The organism is Limnohabitans sp. (assembly GCF_040401495.1).
In the GTDB taxonomy this organism is placed as follows: domain Bacteria; phylum Pseudomonadota; class Gammaproteobacteria; order Burkholderiales; family Burkholderiaceae_C; genus Limnohabitans.
The window spans coordinates 1-19,185 of the sequence record NZ_JBBAOI010000017.1 but is presented as its reverse complement, the minus strand read 5'-3'; the positions used below and the strand labels follow the sequence as shown (position 1 = coordinate 19,185).

Here is a 19,185-nt window from a genome sequence, read left to right as displayed (position 1 = left end):
TGGTTTGATGTGGTGCAAAGAATAAAACTTGCGATTGAAAAGAAAATAAATGAAATTGAATAAAATTACAATTGTGGTTGGTTTCGATCAAAGAGAGGCCATTGCTTACCATACCTTTTGCCAAAGTATTCTTGAGAAATCTACAATTCCTATTCAGTTTATCCCTTTAGCGACCAACTCTTTATATTTTTACAATGAAAATCATAATGATGGAAGCAATAGTTTTATTTACAGCAGATTTTTAACGCCTTACATTTGTGAATTTAAAGGTTTTGCTGTCTTCGCAGATGGCGACATGATTTGTAACACTGACATATCAGAATTAGTAAGGCTATTTGACCCAACTAAAGCTGTTCAATTGGTAAAACATGACTATCAGACCAAAAGATCTGTCAAGTATTTTGGCAATAAAAACAATAACTATCCACGCAAGAATTGGTCTAGTATGGTGATCTTTAATTGTGAACATCCTGCCAACAGTATTCTGACACCTCAATATATTCAAGAGCATGATGGCTCTTTTTTACATCGGTTTAAATGGCTAGAGGATGACGAGATAGGCGAATTGAATGCCGAATGGAATTATCTTGCTATTGAGTATCCACCCAGGCATGATGCCAAATTAATTCACTATACCCTTGGAACCCCATGTTTAGAAGAATTTAAAAAGACCGACATGTCTGATATCTGGTGGGATACTTATAAACGAGTAACAGAAGGTTTGGAAAGTTAATCCTTCGCTCATTTTGTTGCATATGCCATTGATCTCTTGCTGGTTTAAGATGAACAGCAAATCTCTTTTTGGAGCCTGTGATGAAGTGTATAAAACCTGTTTTGCTGGCCTTGGCCGCTAACTTTGTATTCATGTTGGGCGTCCAAGCTCAAACCACCGACAAACCCTTTCCCGTGGTCAAGCCCGACGACATTGCATGGAAAGACGCAGGCAAGGGCGTGAAGTTTGCCGTCATCTCTGGCGACCCCTCCAAACCCGGTCCTTATGTCATTCGGGTGTACTTCCCCCCAGGCATCATGAGTGCACCGCACTACCACCGCGAAGACCGTTATGTCACTGTGCTGCAAGGCACATGGAAGGCGGGCACGGACGACTCATGGGACCCCAAGGCAACTCAGCCTTTGACGGCGGGTACCTATATGCAACACCCCGCGGGCGCCATCCATTACGACGGTGCAGGTACCGAAGGCGCTACGGTGCAAATCATGGGCATTGGTCCGAGTAGCACCACCTTTTTATTCCCTCAAGTGGGCGACTTTGGCGAACCACGCAAACTCAATTGAACAAGTCGCTCTTGTGCGCCATGATGGCGCTGGGAATAAACGCTGCTGCGCAAGCGGCTTGGGTCAGCGTGGCCCACACAGCTCAAGTGCAGGTGTTTTATGACGACGCTCTTAGCAAAGAGGGCGATCGTGTCACCGTATGGCGCTTAACGAACTTTGCCAAACCTTTGACCAACTTGGAAGGTAAAGAAATTTTGTCGGAAAAGTCTCGCACCAGCGTGGACTGCGCGAACCGCAAGATGGCCAATTCACAAGTGATGCGCTTTGCGGGTAAAGACGCCAGCGGAGAAGTTTTAAACAGTTACGAAACGCCACTGCGTTTCACGACGGTGGCTACAGGCAGCGCGGACGCTGAGTTGATACACAAGCTCTGTGCCCCTTGAGGGCTTCAACCCATTTGCGCTGGCAACCACAGCGCGATGATGGGAAAGGCAATCAAAATCACCAAGCGCAAAATATCGGTCAAGATAAAGGGAATCACTCCCTTGAATATGGTGGTGAAACTCACATCATGCACCACGCTTTTGATGACAAAGACATTCATCCCTACTGGCGGGTGAATCAGTCCCAACTCCACCGTCATCACAATGATGATGCCAAACCAAATCGGATCAAAGCCCATTTGCACGATGACAGGGTAGATGATAGGCACGGTGAGAATGATCATGGCCATGGCGTCCATCAAGCAGCCCAAAATCAAATACATCACCATAATGAGGGCCAGCACCTCGTAGCGGCCCAGCCCCATCTCGGTTAAAAAACCTGTGAGCTTTTGCGGCACTTGGGTAATGGTCAGAAAATAACCAAATATCAAAGCGCCAATCAGCACGGTGAACACCGCTGCTGCTGTGCGCGTGGCTGACAGCAAGGCCTCTAGGGTTTTTGCGCGGTCCAATTTACCGCGCAACACACCTAGTAAAAATGCGCCAGTCGCACCCACGCCGCCTGCCTCGGTGGGCGTGAAAAAGCCACCATACAAACCACCGATGACAAACACAAACAACACCAAAGGTGCCCACACATCTTTCAAGCCTGCAAAGCGCTCTGCCCAGTTGGTGCTCTCGCCGCGTGGCAACCAATCAGGGCGCACTTTGACAATGATGAAAATGGTCAGCACATACATCAACATGGCCAGCAAGCCAGGCACAATGCCCGCCATGAACAGCTTGCCAATGTCTTGCTGTGTGAGGATGGCGTAGACCGCCAACACGGTGGAAGGCGGCAACATCGCACCCAAGGTGCCGCCTGCTGCAATCACGCCAGTGGAGAAAGACTGGGGGTAACCAAAGCGGCGCATCTCTGGATAAGCCACAGATGAGAAGGTGGCAGCAGTTGCCACCGAGGAGCCACAAATAGCAGCAAATCCGCCACATGCCAACACGGTGGCCACGCCTAAACCACCACGCAAATGCCCAATGAAAGCATTGGCAGCACGAAACAGTTCACGGCTGACACCAGACACCGATACAAACGCACCCATCAACATGAACATGGGAATGACACCAAAGGTGTAATCGGTGACGGTACGCATAGAGGTTTGGCCAATCAGCTTCAATGCAGGGCCGCTGCCCACGATGTAGCTGTAGCCGCAAACGCCTACCAAGCCCATGGCCATGCCCACCGGTACGCGCAATAGCATCAAGGTGAAAAGCGCCACAAAGCCCATCACGGCGACAGCGTCAGGGCTTAGGTTGCTTAAATCCATCTCAATGCCCCGCCTTGTTGTCAGCAGCGAATGCCTGCGGCTCGGCAATGAGTCGCCAAGTGCGAATGCCAATCAGCAAAACCGCACACACGTCACCCATCCAAGCAACTGCAAAAAAAGGCCAAGTAGGTAAGTTCAGGTCGTAGGTCAATACATGATCGCGATAGGTCATTGCGACCTTGTCAAACAGCATGATGGTTTGCACCGTCACCACCAGCATCAACACCAAGGTGGCAAAAATGTCGATGTAGCGCTTCCAGCGAGCATTGGCGTGGGTCCACAGCAAGTCCACCGTGATGTGCCCGCCGCGGTAACTGGTGGCGGCTATCCCCCAAAAAATCAGAATACCCAAGAGCATGCGACCAAAGTCAAAGCTGTCAGGAATAGAGGTATCAAAAAATTTGCGCAAGAAGACAGCCAGAAAAATGTTGGCTGCTACTATGCCTACGAACAATGCCGCCAACCACTCAATGGTGTCAATGATGCGGTCAAATCCGCTTTTGCTGGAAGACGACATGCGGCTTGGTTACAGGGCTGATTTGTATTTGGTCAAGCTTTGTTGCAAGGCTTTCATGACAGCAACGGGGTCGTCGCCACGCTTCTTCACCTCGTCAGCCCATTGTTGTTTGACTGGGGCCACGGCGGTTTTCCATGCAGCAAGTTGCTCAGGGGTCAGTGAGTAAACCTCGCGGTTGGCTTTGTCAGCCAGCAACTTTGTACGTCCTGCAATTTCAAAATCGGCCCAAGCCGTGCCAACTTTTTCAGCCCATTCGCTGGTGCAATGGCTGTCCACGGCTTGTTTTTGAGCGGGCGACAAACCGTTGTATTTGTCCAAGTTCATCACCCACACAAAAGGCGTGACGTACAAAGGCACATCCATGTGAAATTTCACCACCTTGTCGATGCCAAACAGAGAGAGAGAACCCCAAGGGAAGGTGAGGGCATCAGCCACGCCGCGCTCGATAGCGTCACGCGCTTCGGGTGCAGAGGCTTGCACATTGGTGCCGCCCAGCAAGGTGACCATTTGACCCACGGTAGAAGTGGCGGGTCGCACCTTCAAACCTTTCATGTCAGCAGGCAACAAAACTTTTTTGCGTGAATGCAAGGCGCCTGGGTCATGGGCAAAAGCAAAACAGTACTTCACCTCTTTCATTTCTTTGGCGGCATAGGCGCGGTACCAAGCATCAATGGCAGCACTGCCGGCTTTGGCGTTGCTGATCTCGAAAGGCAAGGAAGCCGCCGCAAAAATCGGGAAGCGCCCAGGTTGGTAACCAGGGTTGACGAAGGCGAAGTCGGTCAAGCCGTCGCGTGCCATGTCGTAATGGTCAAAAGCTTTGCCCAGTTGTTCTGAGGGGAAAAGGGTTGGGTTGATGCTGCCACCAGATGCTTTTTTCAGACTGTCGGCCCACGCCTGTACCGCAGGGTTCAAAGCGTGTTGCGCTGGCACCCAAGTGGAGACCCGAACCTGTTGCACCTTGTCTTGCGCCACAGCGATACTGCACAGGGCACTTAAAGTCAAGGTGCATAAGGCAGATAAAAAGACTTGAGGCAAAAAACGGTGCTTGTTCATAGAGGACCTGCGGTTGAAAACGATACAAACAATAGGATAACTGAGCGAAGCACCCTTTGACCCTAGGGCCTGCCCTTGGGTTGCAGGCTTGCATTGCGCACAAAACGCAGCGGTTGCTCGGCCATGGGTCGAGCTGGCGCCCCTAGGCCACGCAGCTTTGCATCCATGGCAGTGCCTGCTTCGTCTTGCAGTGCGGCTTCGCGGGCTTGGGCTACCGCTGTGCTTCGCCAGGTCGCATCAGGGTGCAACTGCGAGGCCGCCAAGTGGGTCAGTATGTGTTGCAAGTTGTTGCGACCACGCTCGTTGGTGCTGCCGTAGCCTTTGATGAGGCGACCGCACACAGCCACTTCATGGCCCAGCGACCAGTCTTGCTGCAAACCTGTGCAAACCGCTTGCAACCATTGCGAGATGTCGGCTTGCTCTGCATGAAAACGACTGCCAAACGGGCGCAGCCATTGGAAGCTGGCCAAGGTGCGTAGCGCCAACATACCCACCACCGAATGGGTGCCAATTTTCAAAGGCAAGGCCCAAGGCGCTTGGCCTCGCAATACACGTTGTTTGTCCCAACGTTGTAACGCTGTCGCTAGCCACGTGGGCAGCAAGGCCGCGAATTCTGGGACACCAGGTTTGAAGTGGTCGTAGAGGTGCAACACATCGTCTTCTTGCAACTTCACTTCACGCGTCACACGCTGCCAACGGCTGGCACGGCTTTTCAAATCAGCCACGCGAACGATGTCGTCAAACGCCATCCACAAAGCCAGCCACCGCGCTATTTCACGGCTGGCTTGGTAGCCATGGGCATGGTTTGGGTCGGCTTGTTCTTCGGCTTTCAATACTGTTTGAAGGCGTTGCAAATAGAGCTCTGCATAAGCGCGGCTTTGGTAGTCGCACAAACGGCTGTAGCCCAAAGTGGCGAGTTCACGCACATGGGGTGGTAAGGCTTGCAAAGTGGGATGATCGGCGTTTGTCGTCGGCGATGAGGCTTGAACATCGGGATGGACATCGTTCAACATCGCTTGCACAGTTTGAGCGTTTTGCACCCGAACAAAACCTGCTGCAAAGCCTTTCAAACTTGCCGCACTGTGTGCGCCACTCCCCAGCAGCGTAGCCTCAAAATGCTCTCTTGCAAAAGGCAGCAAACCGCTGCCAGCAATGACGCCGAGCATGACGGCGCTGACCATGGTGCCATTGGCTTGCGCCATGGCGCCAAAGTCCCACACATGGGCGTGTTTGGAAAATTGATGAATCACTGACTCTAAATGAGCGCTGTCTAAACGTCCATCGCCCATGGGCATGCGCTCCAAGGTGGTCAGCGCCCGGGCAGACGAACTGAACACGCGGGTGCGTTCGGGCGACACCAAGCCCAGCGTGATTTGCCTAGTGGTTTCCAACAACTCAGAGGACACCAAAGCATCTAAAGCGCCAGGCACGGGGTTCAAGCTGAACACCGGTGTTTTGCCTTGCAACTGCACAAGCGGTGTGGGCAACACTTCGATGTAATAAGTGGTGGCACCTGTGCGTTGTGCCACACCTGGAATAGAGGTGCTTTGCGCGGGGTAACCACTGAGTCGTGCGGTGTGCATCAACCATTCGCTGAGCAAACCGCCACCTTCACCGCCCAAGGCGCAAATCAAGAGGCTGATGGGCTGACTCATGCGGTTTGCAAGGCGCGAACCAAGCTTCCTCGCAAACCCGCCCACAAGCGCTCCAGCGGTTTGGGGTTTTGGATGATTTCAGCGCGGTAAAAGCTGGGGCACAAAGTGGCTGCGTGGGCGTTTTCGCCGCATAAGCCACAGCCCACGCAACCGTCAATCACTGTTGCCACAGGGTCCACCTTCAAGGGGTCGGGGTTGTCTTTGAGCGTAAGCGTGGGGCAGCCCGATAAACGTATGCAGGCGTGGTCGCCGTTGCACACATCTTCATCGACGCCGTATTTCACCCGTACCACCCGCTTGCCGCCTTTGAGTAACTTGCTGATCCAAGGTTTGATGCGGCGTTGTCGCTCTAACTGGCATTCGCCCTCGGCGATGATGACTTTCAAGCCATTGAAGTCAGAGGTAAAAGCTTCTTTCAATAAGGCTTGAACCTTGGCCACCTCGTATGTATGCACGGTTTTCAGCCACTGCACGCCCAAGCCTTGTAGGGTGGATTCGATGGTCATATTGGTGTGCGACAAACTGGTTTGCTTATCGCTGGCGGCTTGCTTTTCGGCCTCTCGGGGCGTGGAGATGATGTCTTGGGTGCCAGTGGCCGAGGTGTAGCCGTTTTTGAAAATCAGCAGCACCGCATCGTCGCCGTTAAAGAGCGCACTTTGCACGCCTGTGAGCAAGCCGTTGTGCCAAAACCCGCCGTCGCCCATGATGGCCAAGGTGCGGCGTTGCATCATTGGCGAAACACCTGCGCGAGAAGCCAGGCTCATGCCGTAGCCCAAGATGGAGTGGCCGGTGGAAAAAGGCTCAAACGTACCTAACGCATGGCAACCAATGTCTGCGGCGATATGCACATCGCCTATCTCTTGCTGCACCAATTTCAGTGCAGAAAACACGGGCCGCTCGGGGCAGCCTATGCAAAATCCGGGGGGTCTAGCAGGCAGCGGCGCGCCCAAAGCCTTGGCCACATCGGCGCGACGTTGTTGCAGGGCTTCTAACCAAGTGGCAGCTTGGGTATGGGCCTCAAGTGGCAGATAGCTTTTCGCAAAAGCAGCCAAACCTGAGGTGATGGCTTCGACGTTGTATTCACCCGCACCAGGCAAAACGTCTTTGCCATGCAGCGGTGTGTTCACACCTGCGCGGCGCAGTTGGGTGGCGATGTCTTGTTCGATGTACTCGGGTGTGCCTTCTTCCACCACCAACACCCCGCGCTTGTCTTGGCAAAAATCAATCACTTGGGTAGGCACCAAGGGGTAGGTGACGTTCAATACCAAGATAGGAATATCGCTGTCGCCAAACGCATTGGCCAAGCCCAGTTGTTGCAGGCAGCGCATCAGGGCGTTGTAGAGGCCGCCTTGCACGATCAGACCCACATCTTGGTGTACCTTGCCAGCCATGAGTTCATTCAAGCCATGGCGCACGATGTAATCACGGGCTGCTGGAATGCGTTCTTCCAACTTGCGCTTTTCATGGCCAAAGGTGACGGGCGGATGCGCCAAGCGCATGTAGTCAAACTTGGCGGGTTCTGCCATCAGATGTTGAGTGGACACCGCAGGCGCACGGTTGGCTTTGGTGACAAAACTGCCCCGAACATGGCAAGCGCGTATGCGTAATTCCAAAATCGCTGGCATATTGGATGCTTCTGACAGCGCAAAGCCGTGTTCGACCATGTCCACCATCTTGCTTAAATCAGGGCGGGGGTCTAGCAAACACAGCGTGCTTTTCAGCGCATACGCATGGGTGCGTTCTTGAATAACCGAAGCACCTTCGCCATAGTCTTCGCCCACCACAATGAGTGCACCACCTACCACGCCAGGCGAGGCCAGGTTGGAGAGTGCGTCAGAGGCCACATTGGTCCCAACGATAGATTTCCAAGTGACAGCGCCGCGCAGCGGGTAGTGGATGCTAGCGCCCAACATGGCCGCGGCCGAAGCTTCGTTAGAACACGCTTCCACATGGACGCCGAGTTCTTGCATGAGCGGCTTGGCTTGCACCATCACATCCAGCAAATGCGAAACGGGTGCGCCTTGGTAGCCGCCCACATAGGCCACGCCCGATTGCAGCAGCGCTTTGGTGACCGCCAAAATGCCTTCGCCGTGAAAGGTGTCGCCCTCACTTAAGCGCAGGGACTTGATTTCTTCAACAAATGAAACTTCCAAACAAGGCTCCAGCGGATGGCACAACACAGAGGCAAAACGTCTTGCCGGTGGCAGATCATAGTGAAGTGGCGTCGCATGGTAGATTTGCCCGATGACTTCTGCTGTAAACACTTCTCCCCGTTTAACTTCATTGGCCCATGGCGGGGGCTGCGGTTGCAAGATCGCCCCTGGGGTCTTGCGCGATATTTTGGGCGGCATGAGCGGCTTGCCCTTGCCAGCGCAACTGTTGGTGGGCATTGACACGGCCGATGACGCGGCGGTGTACCAACTCAATGAACACCAAGCGCTCATAGCCACCACCGACTTCTTTATGCCCATCGTCGACGACCCGTATGACTTTGGACGGATTGCTGCCACCAACGCCATCAGCGATGTCTACGCCATGGGTGGCACACCTATCTTTGCTTTGGCCTTGGTGGGTATGCCCATCAATGTGCTGAGTACCGAGGTGATAGGGCGCATCTTGCAAGGCGGTCAAAACGTGTGTCAGGCCGCAGGCATTCCCATCGCGGGAGGGCACAGCATCGATTCTGTCGAGCCTATTTACGGTTTGGTGGTCTTGGGTTTGGCGCATCCCAGTCGCATCAAGCGCAATGCCTGCGCCAAAGCAGGCGATGTGTTGGTCTTGGGCAAACCGCTGGGCGTGGGCATTTTGTCGGCGGCCTTGAAGAAGGAAGCTTTATCGCCTGAGGGCTATGCGCAAATGATTGCCATCACCACACGCCTCAATACCCCAGGCCCAGATTTGGCTGAACTCTCGGACGTGCATGCCTTGACCGATGTCACCGGCTTTGGTTTGGCAGGACACGCTTTGGAGATGGCGCGAGGCGCTGGCTTGGATGTGCTTTTGGATTGGTCGGCCGTGCCGCTGCTCGATGGCGTGCAAGCCTTGGCGCAACAAGGCTTCATCACCGGTGCATCTGGGCGCAACTGGGCGGGCTATGGTGCGCAAGTGGTGTTGCCGGAGGCCTTTTCTGCTGTTGACCAAGCATTGCTAAGTGACCCGCAAACCAGCGGTGGTTTGTTGGTGAGTTGTGCACCCGATGCACTTGCAGCGGTAATGGCGGTGTTTGCCCAACATGGTTTTGCCCATGCCAAGGTGGTGGGCAAGGTCGCCCCAAAGATGGGCGACAAGCCTGTGTTGCGTGTCAGTCAGCGTAGCCAGGGTTGACGCGGTCAAGCACCCGCAACATGGCTTCAAAGTACAAGCGCTCACGCTCAGATACCGGATGCCTATCTGCAGGTGCGCGTTGCAATACCTGGGCAATCACTTCCTCGCTCAGCACCGCAAGAGGCTGACCACTGCCCATGGCCAGCAACTGGGTGTGGCAGGCTTTTTCCAGCTTGTATAAGCGCCTATAGGCCTGAGCCACGCTGTTGCCCACCGTCACCACGCCGTGGTTTTTCATGAACAGCACTTGCTTGTCTTGCAGGATGGAGGCCAAGCGCTCGCCCTCGCTCAAGGTTTTGGCCAAGCCGGTGTAGGTATGGTCGTAGGCGATGCGGTTGTGGAAAAACGCCGCGGTTTGGCTAGCGGGCAGTAGCCGATTGTCTTGCAGCATATTGAGCGCAGTCGCCCAAGGCTGGTGGGTGTGCAAGACCACTTTGGCACCTGTGATGCGGTGCAGGGGCGCATGAATGCATTGGGCCGACAACTCAACCACGCCCTCGCCTTCCAAGGTTTCGCCTGCTTCGTTGAAGACCATCATGTCGCTGGCTCGGGCCTCGGACCAATGCTTGCCAAAGGGCAGAACAAGGTATGCGTCTTCGCGGCCAGGCACGGTCATGGTGAAGTGGTTGTCTATGCCTTCTTCAAAACCATCGAGCACGGCCAAGCGCAAAGCACCAGCCAAATGAACTTTGGCTTGCCATACCGCATCGTTGGCTGTGTTGTGCAGAGAGTGAACTGACATGACCGCATCTTAATTGGGATCTGACCCCAATTTTTCGGCTTCAACACGTTGTGCGAACTCGGCACGAAGCGCCCGAAGTTTGGCCCGCGGATCCTCTTTGGTGGTGGCGGTGTTCAAGGCCATCTCGGCAATGAAGCGGCTGGGCAAGGCGCTAACCATCTCACGCCCCTTTTTGCGCTTGCGGCTCCAACTCACCACCAAACTGCGCTGGGCGCGGGTGATGCCTACATACATCAAGCGGCGTTCTTCCTGAATGCGTGTCAAGTTCAAGGCATCTTGTTGCAGGCTGACGCCGTCCTCCTCGGGCTTGAAGGGCAACAGGCCTTCGTTGACGCCGGCCATCATCACGTGCGGCCACTCCAAGCCTTTGGCGGCGTGCAGGGTGGAGAGGGTGACCACATCTTGGTCTTTTTCGCGCTCTGACAGCGTGGACAAGAGGGCAATGGTTTGCGCTACCTCTAAGAGGGTTTTGCTTTCACTCATGAGGCTCACACCGGCGGCATCGTCGACCTCGCCGCCGCAGCGCTTGGCCATCCAGTCGATGAAGTCCAGTACATTGGCCCAACGTGCGGCAGCGAGTTTTTCACTCTCCTCGCTGTCGTAAATGTGCTTCTCATAATCTAAGTCTTTGAGCCACTGCTGCAACAAAGCCAAGGCCGCTTCCGCCCCTTGGGTGTGGCGGGCTTTGAATTGCAAATCGTTGATCTCGTTACCAAAGGCTTGCAAGCTGCCCACTGCTTTGGGGGGAAGTGCTGCCCCTAGCGAGTGACTGAACACCGCCTCGAACAAGCTGATGCGGTACTGGTTGGCAAACTCGCCTAACTTTTGTAGCGTGGTGTGGCCTATGCCGCGCTTAGGTGTGGTGACGCAGCGCAAAAACGCCGGATCGTCGTCGTTGTTCACCCAAAGCCTAAGCCAAGCGCACAGGTCTCGAATTTCAGCGCGGTCAAAAAAGCTTTGACCACCCGAGACCTTGTAGGGAATCGCCGCTTTGCGAAAGGCTTTCTCCAACATACGCGACTGGTGGTTGGCGCGGTAGAGCACAGCAAAATCCTTCCACGCCCGAAACTGACTCAAACCCTCGCCGGTGTCGTTGCCCCCACGCAAGCTTTGGATGCGGTTGACCAAGCGCTCTGCCTCGTGTTCCTCGTTGTCGGCGTCCATCACCCGCACCGGCTCACCCTCGCCAAGCTCGGAGAACAAAGTTTTGGGAAACAGCTTGGGGTTGGGGCCAATCACATTGTTGGCGGCTTGCAAGATGGCGCTGGTCGAGCGGTAGTTTTGCTCGAGCTTGACCACCTTCAAAGCGGGGAAGTCGTGCGGCAAGCGCTGCAAATTGTCCAAGGTGGCGCCGCGCCAGCCGTAGATGGACTGGTCGTCGTCGCCCACTGCGGTGAAGCGGGCCCGCTGGCCCACCAACAACTTGAGCACCTCGTACTGGGTGGCGTTGGTGTCTTGGTACTCATCCACCAGCACATGGCCCATCTGTTGCTGCCATTGTTCTCTCACCTGCGCGTGTTGTTGTAACAACTTCAGCGGCAGGCCAATCAGGTCGTCAAAGTCCACGCTTTGGTAGGCGCTCAAGCGTTCTTCATACCGCGCCATGATGCGCGCGGTGATGCGCTCGTTGTCGTTGCTGGCTTGTGCCTCGGCCATGGCGGCGTTCAGGCCTTGGTTCTTCCACAGGCTGATGGCCCACTGCCATTGACGGGCAGTGGCCGCATCGGTGGTGCCACCTGCATCCTTCAAGATGGAGGTCACATCGTCGGTGTCCAAGATGCTGAAGTTGTTTTTCAAACCCAGCGCCTCGCCGTTTTGCCGCAACATGCGCACACCCAAAGCGTGAAAGGTACAAATCATCACTTTTTGTGCCTCGCGTCCCACCAGTTTTTTGGCGCGTTCGCGCATTTCAGCAGCAGCTTTGTTGGTGAAGGTGATGGCAGCGATGCGTTCGGGTTCCAGCCCCAATTGAATCAAGTGGCCAATCTTGTGGGCGATGACGCGGGTTTTGCCCGAACCCGCACCCGCGAGCACAAGGCAAGGTCCTTGGACATGGTGGACCGCTTCGAGTTGGGGGAGATTCAGGTCCGATGACATGCAGGTGACAGTGGGAGAGGCGAATGCGGCAAAGCCAACCATCATAGCGATGACAATCATTCCATATGCTTTCTATTTTGGGTGTCACCTTTCCCTTTTTCGCCTTGGTACTGGCGGGATACGTGGCGGCCAAGCGAGGGTGGCTGCCGCTTGAAGCCATTCCTGGTCTTAATGGCTTTGTGCTGTATTTCGCTCTGCCTTGCATGTTGTTTCGCTTTGGTGCCAACACGCCCATGGCGCAATTGCTCGATGGCTCGGTGGCTTTGCTCTACAGCTTGAGCGCCAGCGTGATGGTGCTGTTGGGCATGTGGACGCTCAAGAAGCACCACAACTGGAACGAATCCGCTTTTGGCACCATGGCCGTGGCCTTTCCCAACACCGGCTATATGGGCCTGCCCTTGTTGCTGAGCCTGTTTGGCCCTGCCGCGGTGGGGCCAGCCATCGTCACCATCGTCGTTGATTTGTTTTTCACCAGCTCCGTCTGCATTGCCTTGTCTCGCTTAGACCAAGCGCAAACCCATGGCGCTCGCACCGCTTTGGTTCAGGCGATCAAAAGTGTTTTCAGTATTCCGCTGACATGGGCGATTGGTTTGGGCGCCTTGGTATCGATCAATGCGTGGGTTTTGCCCGAGATGCTGACCCAAACCGTGGGCCTGATGGCCGGTGCTGCAGCACCCGTGGCCTTGTTCACCATAGGCGCATTGCTGGCGCGTCCCGTGCCGCCCTCAGCGCATGGGTGGTGGCATTGGCAGCGCGGCGGCGTTGACGCCTTGTTGGTTTTTTTAAAGTTGGTGGTTCACCCTGTTTGGGTATCGGTTTTGGGTTGGGGTTTGATGAAAATGGGTTTGCCCCTCACGCCGACGGCTTTGATGGCGGTGGTGCTGGTCGCCGCCTTGCCCAGCGCCAGCAACAGCGCTTTGCTGGCCGAGCGCTTTGGCGCCGACAGCGCTCGCATCACGCGGGTGATTTTGCTGTCCACCGCTTTGGCGTTCCCCAGTTTTTCAGCCTGGGTGGCTTGGTACAAGGCCTGAAAAACTTTTAAATGGCCAGCGGATCTACATCAATGGCCCAGCGCAGCACCGCCTTATGTTGCCCTTTGAGGTGCTGCAAATCGTCCTGCCACATGGCTAAAAACTGCTGCAAGTGTTTGCGTGAATGGCTCTCCACCAGCATTTGGGCGCGTTCCACATTGGCCACGCGTTGCATGCTCATGGGGACCGCGGGGTAAACGCTCAACACCCCAGCATCGGCGGGTAAACGCGCTTCACCCAATGCTTTGGCTGCATTCAAAAAATCTTGCGCGGCTTGCTGTGTTCGCGCTTCTGCACGCAGCAAGGCCTGAAAACTAAAAGGTGGCAAACCCGCTTGTTCCCGCTCATGCAACTGTTGTGCTGCAAAACCTGCAAAGTCATGACGCTTTAAGAATTCAAACACGGGGTGGGTGGGGTGAAAGGTTTGCACCCACATTTCACAGGCCTGAGATGCGCCCAGTTGCGCGTCTCGCCCCGCTCGCCCCGCCGCTTGCAACAGCAGCGAAAACAGCCGCTCGGGTGCGCGAAAGTCAGCCGAAAACAAAGCGCCATCGGGGTTGAGTGCCACGACCAAGCTCATGCGACGAAAGTCGTGTCCCTTGGCCACCATTTGCGTCCCCACCAACACATCCACTTCACCGTCATGCACCTGAGCGAGTTGTTTGACCAACTCGCCCTTCAGGCGCGTGGTGTCGGCGTCGATGCGTGCCACCCGCAGGGGCGAGCCGTCCGGTCGCTTCAGGTCTGCCAGCATCTCAGCCAATACTTCTTCCACTTTTTCCGTGCCATGGCCCATCACGCTGATGTCTTGGTTGCCACAAGCGGGGCAGGTACGCGGCACGGCTTGGGTCAGGCTGCAATAGTGGCAGCGCAGGGTGCGGTCGCCTTTGTGAAACACGCGGTAGGCGCTGCAATGCGGGCATTCGCTTTTCCAGCCGCACTCGGCGCAATGCAAGACCGGCGCATAGCCACGCCGATTCAACAACACCAACACCTGCTCTTGCCTGCCCAGCCTTTCTCGCATGGCGGCCAACAGGGGAGGTGAGATCAAGGTTTTGCGTGGCTGGTTGTTCATGTCCACGCGCCGCAACACCGGCAAGGCGCTGTTGCCCACGCGGCTGGGCATGGACAAACGCTGGTAGCGGGGTGTGGCTTGACCAGCCACCGCAGCTCGGCTGTGGTGCCAACTCTCTAGCGACGGCGTGGCCGAGCCCAGCAGCACCTGAGCGCCTTCGAGCTGGCCGCGGTAGACCGCCAAATCGCGGGCCGAATAGCGAGCGCCCTCTTGCTGTTTGTAGCTGGGGTCGTGCTCCTCATCGACCACGATGAGCTTCAGGTTTGGCATGGAAGCTAGTACCGCCAAACGTGTGCCCAACACAATACGTGCCGTACCCAAATGGGCCGCTAACCAACTGTTGAGACGTTGCGCTGGCGTCATAGCGCTGTGCATGGCGACGATGGCGCTGTCGCCCAAATGGGCGAAGCGTTGGCGTACCCGTGCCTCCAGCTGGGGTGTGAGATTGATCTCGGGTACCAGCAACAAGACTTGGGCTTGCGGTGCATCTTCCAGCACCAAGGCGACGCGGCGCAAGTACACCTCGGTTTTGCCGCTGCCGGTGTTGCCATGCAATAAAAACGGCCCACTGTGCTGGGCCAACTGCGCCAACACTTGCGTTTGTTCAGGCGTGAGGGCTGGCGCCAAAGCTTTTTCAGCGCTGGCTGGTGCCAAAGGCTTGAGGCGAGAGAGCTTTCGCTCAAACTGAAGTGCTGTCATGTCTCGCAAGGACGGCGGCAAGCAGGCCATGGCAAATTCACCTGCGCTGCGTTGGTAATAGTGGGCCGCGAAGTCAATCAGTTTCAGCCAATTTGCAGACAGAGGGGGGACGCCATGCAAAACCGAATGGATGGTTTTAAGGGCGGGGGTAGTCGTTTGGGGCTGAACAGGCGCTTGTGGCCACACCAGGCCCAAGGTATCGCGCTGTCCCAAGGGCACCCGCACCAAGCAACCGACTTGCACCTCCTCCTCGGTCTCGTAAGTCAATGGCCCCGTCAAGCGGCTGTAAGCGGGAGTTGGCACCAGAACAAAAATTTCTCGCCGCATGTCAAGCCCTCATTTGCGGCATGAAACTGATGCAAATCTTCACAAATTGAGCTAAGTCGTTGATTGTGAAGGGGCTTTGACAGTCATCACAAAATTCTGTGGATAACTTTGTTGACAGCTTGTCAGGCTGACGCCGCAAGCCAGATAAATAAGGGCTTTGAACACAATGCACGAAAAATTGGCAGCTCATAGAGTCTATATAAATCAATCACTTAACTAAAAACTGAAGATCTGCAAATTTTTTTTGAGAGTAAGTCCTTAGTTAATCGGCCGCCAAAAATTTGTGCATAACTAGTTCGCGCAGGGTAAAACTTTCTTGTCAAAAGTGGTGTTCAGGCGGCTTGACGCAGCTTTTTGGAGTGGCTGTGCACCGCGTCCACCAAGGCGCTCACATGCTCGGGCGGTGTGAACTGGCTGATGCCGTGGCCAAGGTTAAATATATGTGTGGGACCCGTGGTGGAGTTGTCGGTATGGGGTTTGCCAAAGCTGTCGAGCACATGGCGCACTTGGGTGGCAATGGCCTCGGGCGGGGCAAACAGCACATTCGGATCGATATTGCCTTGCAACGCTTTGCCAGGGCCGCCGACCTCACCACCCACCAAGCGTCTGGCAGTACCGAGGTTCATGGTCCAGTCCAAGCCCAGCACCTCGCAGTCCAGGTCTTTCATCTCGGGCAGCCACAAGCCGCCACCCTTGGTGAACACCAGTCTGGGAATGACAGCACCATCATGGCTGCGTTTCAGCTGCGCCAAGACGCGGCGGGTATAAGCCAAGCTGAAGTCTTGGAAAGCGCCGTCGGCCAGCACCCCGCCCCAGCTGTCAAACACCATCACCGCTTGGGCTCCGGCTTCGATTTGGGTATTTAAATAGAGGGCTACCGCGTCGGCATTGATGGCCAAGATGCGGTGCATCAGGTCGGGGCGGCTGTACATCAGGCTTTTGACCAGCCGGTAGTCGTCCGAACCACCGCCCTCGACCATGTAACAAGCCAGGGTCCAAGGGCTGCCAGAAAAACCAATCAAAGGCACACGACCGTTGAGCGCTTTGCGGATGCTGGTGACTGCGTCAAACACGTATTGCAGCTTGTGCATATCGGGCACGGCCAAAGCAGACACGGCGGCTTCATCGCGCACCACCTTGGCAAATTTGGGGCCTTCACCCAAGGCGAACGACAGGCCTAAACCCATGGCGTCGGGGATGGTGAGGATGTCGGAAAACAAAATCGCTGCGTCCAAAGCGTAGCGGTCCAGCGGCTGCAAGGTCACTTCGGTGGCGTAGTCCACGTTGGTGGCCAGCCCCATGAAACTTCCTGCCTTGGCGCGGGTGGCGCAGTACTCGGGCAGGTAGCGTCCAGCTTGGCGCATCAGCCAAACGGGGGTGTGGTCGGTGGCCTGACGCAAGCAGGCTTTGAGGAAGGTGTCGTTGAGGAGTGGTGCGTTCATAAAGCTTATTGTGGCAGGGTAATGAAGGTGAGGGCTTGAAGAACCAAGTCAGGGCTGAGCACCTCTGACAAGACCTTGGGTGGCTGTTGGGGCGCAAGCAACACATAAACAGGGACACCGCTGCGCCCCAAACGCCCCAGCGCTTGGGTGATGGCGGGGTCGCGCCGCGTCCAGTCGGCGCGCAGCAGCAACACTTTTTTATCGGCAAACGCTTGCAAGACCTTGGCGTCGCGCAGCGTGGTTTGTTTGTTGACTTGGCAGGTGACGCACCAAGCCGCAGTGAAATCAATGAACACCGTTTGCCCCGCTTTGACTGCAGCAGCCTCGCGCTCAGGTGACCACGCTTGCCAGTCGGCGCTGCTGCTGGATTTTTCAGCGATGGCAGGGGCCTCTCTCCAGACCAGCGGTCCCCAATTCAAAGCGACCAACAGTAAAAGGCCAAGCCACAAACCCAGACCCAGCCATTGGGCTTTGCCCGTCAAGCCTAAGGCCCAGACACAGGCACTCACCAACAACAGCATGGCCAGCATCACCGCCATGCCGTCGATGCTGGTTTGCTGACCCAGCACCCATAACAACCACACCACGGTGGCCAACATAGGAAAGGCCAGCAACTGGCGAAGCCTTTCCATCCAAATGCCTGGGCGCGGCAACCAACGTGCCCAAGCTGGAACCCAACTTAACAGTGTGAAGGGCAGCGCCAAGCCCAGACCCAAGGCGACAAAAATCAACAGGCCTTGCCACAAGGGCAAGGTCAGGGCAACGCCGACCGAAGCGCCCATGAAGGGAGCGGTACAGGGCGCAGCCACCACTACGGCCAAAACGCCTGAGAGAAAAGCATCGGCAAGCGGGTGACGCACCCATTGCGCTGCTAAGCCGCTGCTCCATGAAGCATGAACTTGAAGAACACCTAAGAGGTTTAAAGCAATCAAAGTAAACAGCAGCGCAAGCGCAGACACCACCAGCGGCGACTGCAACTGAAAGCCCCATCCCAGTTGTTGACCCGATGCCCTCAGGCCTGCCACCAAAAGCGCTAAGCCCAGCATGCTGGCAATCACGCCCAGTGCATAGGCCAAGCCGATAGCGCGGCGCTGGGCCACGCTGTGGTGGTGCTGGCTCAGTGACAACACTTTGATGGCCAGTACCGGCAACACGCAGGGCATCAGATTCAGTAACAAACCGCCTAAGAAAGCGCCCAACAAGGCGGCGAGCAAGGCCGGCCAACTTACCGTCTCGGTGACTTTTTGAGCATGGGGAGGACTGACAAGCGCCAAGTCTTTGGCCACGGTGGTGCTGCCCTCAGGCGGCCAAGCGCCTTGGATGGCCAGGTTCAAGCGCCATGCTTTGGCTTGTTCACCAAAGCCGTTCACCACGAGCAACCCCAGCTTGGAGGGCTCGCTGCTTCGCATGGCATGCAATGGGGCTTGCAGCACATAGTCAGCACCTTGCCACTGGCCGGCCAGTGTGTCCACGCCCAAGCCGCTGGCCAAGACTTCAGTGGATTCGGCAAAGATTTGCAAGGGCTTGCCTTGCAAGCTTGGCGGCAGTCCTTGAATGTGCAAGGCCAAACCCTTGGCTGAAAGTGGGGCGTTTTGTGCAAAAGGTTGCAGGGCTTGGGGCTGTGCAGCCAGCAGTGTTTCAAAAGCTGCGGCGTGGCTGGCGCGACTGACAGCTACCGGCAGTTGGAGTTCAAACTTGCCCTCTTGCGGAATACATTCTTGTTTGCACACCAACCAACTGGCATGGAGTTGGATCTTGACTGAACTGGAATTGGCCACAAAGCCTTTATCTACCTGAACCGGCGCCCCCAACAAGACCTGACCCTCAAAACCATGGTTCACCATGTCACCCACACGGATCATTTGCGGAATCGGCCATAGTGTGTTGCCAGCTTGCAGACCTTGTGGCAGGGTCCAGTTCAGCTGTGTGGCCAAACCGCTGTCACCCGCATTGAGCCAATAGGTGTGCCAGCCCGGTTGGTGCTGCACCAGCAAGCCCAGCATCAACGGTTCGCCCGCTTTCACACCTTGCGGCGCCTGCGCCACCAACTCCGCGCGTACTTGGGGAGTCTTGACCACGCTGCTGGGAGGCATCTGGGCAAAGCAGGCCCCTAAGCTCAGGCTGATCAACGCAAAAAAACGAAGCAAATAGGCTGTCATGTGGGCCATTGTTACCCAAGCCTTTAAGATGGCGTGCATGAAGGTATTACCGCGTTACTGGGC

At 55.8% G+C, this 19,185-nt stretch carries 15 protein-coding genes; 5 read left to right on the top strand and 10 right to left on the bottom strand.

The features are described 5' to 3' along the window. Positions 1–49 precede the first annotated feature (49 nt). The 3 genes from AC9UEO_RS10340 (at position 50) to AC9UEO_RS10330 (ending at position 1,679) form a co-directional block, all read left to right on the top strand. Positions 50–733: a glycosyltransferase gene (locus AC9UEO_RS10340; protein ID WP_509532858.1), complete on the top strand. Its 684-nt coding sequence runs from the start codon at positions 50–52 to the stop codon at positions 731–733. 80 nt (positions 734–813) lie between these two features. After that, entirely contained in the window at positions 814–1,296 is a 483-nt protein-coding gene (locus AC9UEO_RS10335; protein WP_509532856.1) for a cupin domain-containing protein, read from the top strand. Next, positions 1,293–1,679, top strand: coding sequence for a surface-adhesin E family protein (locus AC9UEO_RS10330; protein ID WP_509532853.1), 387 nt, complete (start codon positions 1,293–1,295; stop codon positions 1,677–1,679). The genes AC9UEO_RS10335 and AC9UEO_RS10330 overlap by 4 nt, the downstream gene beginning before the upstream one ends. Positions 1,680–1,684: 5 nt before the next feature. Here AC9UEO_RS10330 and AC9UEO_RS10325 read toward each other — a convergent pair whose 3' ends face one another. From AC9UEO_RS10325 to AC9UEO_RS10305, 5 genes are all read right to left on the bottom strand, one after another. Next, entirely contained in the window at positions 1,685–3,001 is a 1,317-nt protein-coding gene (locus AC9UEO_RS10325; RefSeq protein ID WP_509532851.1) for a TRAP transporter large permease, read from the bottom strand. A gap of 1 nt (position 3,002) precedes the next feature. Continuing rightward, complete coding sequence (locus AC9UEO_RS10320; protein WP_509532848.1) at positions 3,003–3,518, bottom strand: TRAP transporter small permease; 516 nt, start codon at positions 3,516–3,518, stop codon at positions 3,003–3,005. A gap of 9 nt (positions 3,519–3,527) precedes the next feature. After that, entirely contained in the window at positions 3,528–4,571 is a 1,044-nt protein-coding gene (locus AC9UEO_RS10315; RefSeq protein ID WP_509532846.1) for a TRAP transporter substrate-binding protein, read from the bottom strand. Positions 4,572–4,633: 62 nt separating this feature from the next. After that, positions 4,634–6,226, bottom strand: a complete 1,593-nt coding sequence (locus AC9UEO_RS10310; protein WP_509532843.1) for an indolepyruvate oxidoreductase subunit beta family protein — start codon at positions 6,224–6,226, stop codon at positions 4,634–4,636. Further along, entirely contained in the window at positions 6,223–8,379 is a 2,157-nt protein-coding gene (locus AC9UEO_RS10305) for a thiamine pyrophosphate-dependent enzyme (RefSeq protein WP_509532841.1), read from the bottom strand. Before AC9UEO_RS10305 ends, AC9UEO_RS10310 begins: the two co-directional genes overlap by 4 nt. A 91-nt stretch (positions 8,380–8,470) precedes the next feature. Here AC9UEO_RS10305 and selD point away from each other — a divergent pair, with 91 nt between their 5' ends. Beyond that, positions 8,471–9,550: a selenide, water dikinase SelD gene (selD, locus tag AC9UEO_RS10300; protein WP_509532838.1), complete on the top strand. Its 1,080-nt coding sequence runs from the start codon at positions 8,471–8,473 to the stop codon at positions 9,548–9,550. Here selD and AC9UEO_RS10295 read toward each other — a convergent pair. Together AC9UEO_RS10295 and AC9UEO_RS10290 are read right to left on the bottom strand one after the other, a co-directional pair. Further along, a complete protein-coding gene (locus AC9UEO_RS10295) occupies positions 9,528–10,292 on the bottom strand; it encodes a class II aldolase/adducin family protein (protein ID WP_509532836.1) in 765 nt (254 codons plus the stop codon). The genes selD and AC9UEO_RS10295 overlap by 23 nt on opposite strands. 9 nt (positions 10,293–10,301) lie before the next feature. After that, positions 10,302–12,389, bottom strand: a complete 2,088-nt coding sequence (locus AC9UEO_RS10290; RefSeq protein ID WP_509532932.1) for an ATP-dependent helicase — start codon at positions 12,387–12,389, stop codon at positions 10,302–10,304. A gap of 65 nt (positions 12,390–12,454) precedes the next feature. On the opposite strand from AC9UEO_RS10290, the gene AC9UEO_RS10285 reads away from it, so the two are divergent. Beyond that, positions 12,455–13,420 carry an AEC family transporter gene (locus AC9UEO_RS10285; protein ID WP_509532833.1) on the top strand — a complete coding sequence of 322 codons (966 nt, stop codon included), beginning with the start codon at positions 12,455–12,457 and terminating at the stop codon, positions 13,418–13,420. Between the two features lie 7 nt (positions 13,421–13,427). Here AC9UEO_RS10285 and priA read toward each other — a convergent pair whose 3' ends face one another. The 3 genes from priA to AC9UEO_RS10270 all read right to left on the bottom strand — a co-directional run bounded on the left by priA (position 13,428) and on the right by AC9UEO_RS10270 (position 19,161). Then, positions 13,428–15,521 carry a replication restart helicase PriA gene (priA, locus tag AC9UEO_RS10280; RefSeq protein ID WP_509532830.1) on the bottom strand — a complete coding sequence of 698 codons (2,094 nt, stop codon included), beginning with the start codon at positions 15,519–15,521 and terminating at the stop codon, positions 13,428–13,430. A gap of 332 nt (positions 15,522–15,853) precedes the next feature. Then, positions 15,854–16,963 (bottom strand): uroporphyrinogen decarboxylase, encoded by a 1,110-nt coding sequence (gene hemE / locus AC9UEO_RS10275; RefSeq protein ID WP_509532828.1) that lies wholly within the window; start codon positions 16,961–16,963, stop codon positions 15,854–15,856. Positions 16,964–16,968: 5 nt separating this feature from the next. Beyond that, positions 16,969–19,161 carry a protein-disulfide reductase DsbD family protein gene (locus tag AC9UEO_RS10270; RefSeq protein ID WP_509532826.1) on the bottom strand — a complete coding sequence of 731 codons (2,193 nt, stop codon included), beginning with the start codon at positions 19,159–19,161 and terminating at the stop codon, positions 16,969–16,971. Positions 19,162–19,185 lie beyond the last annotated feature (24 nt).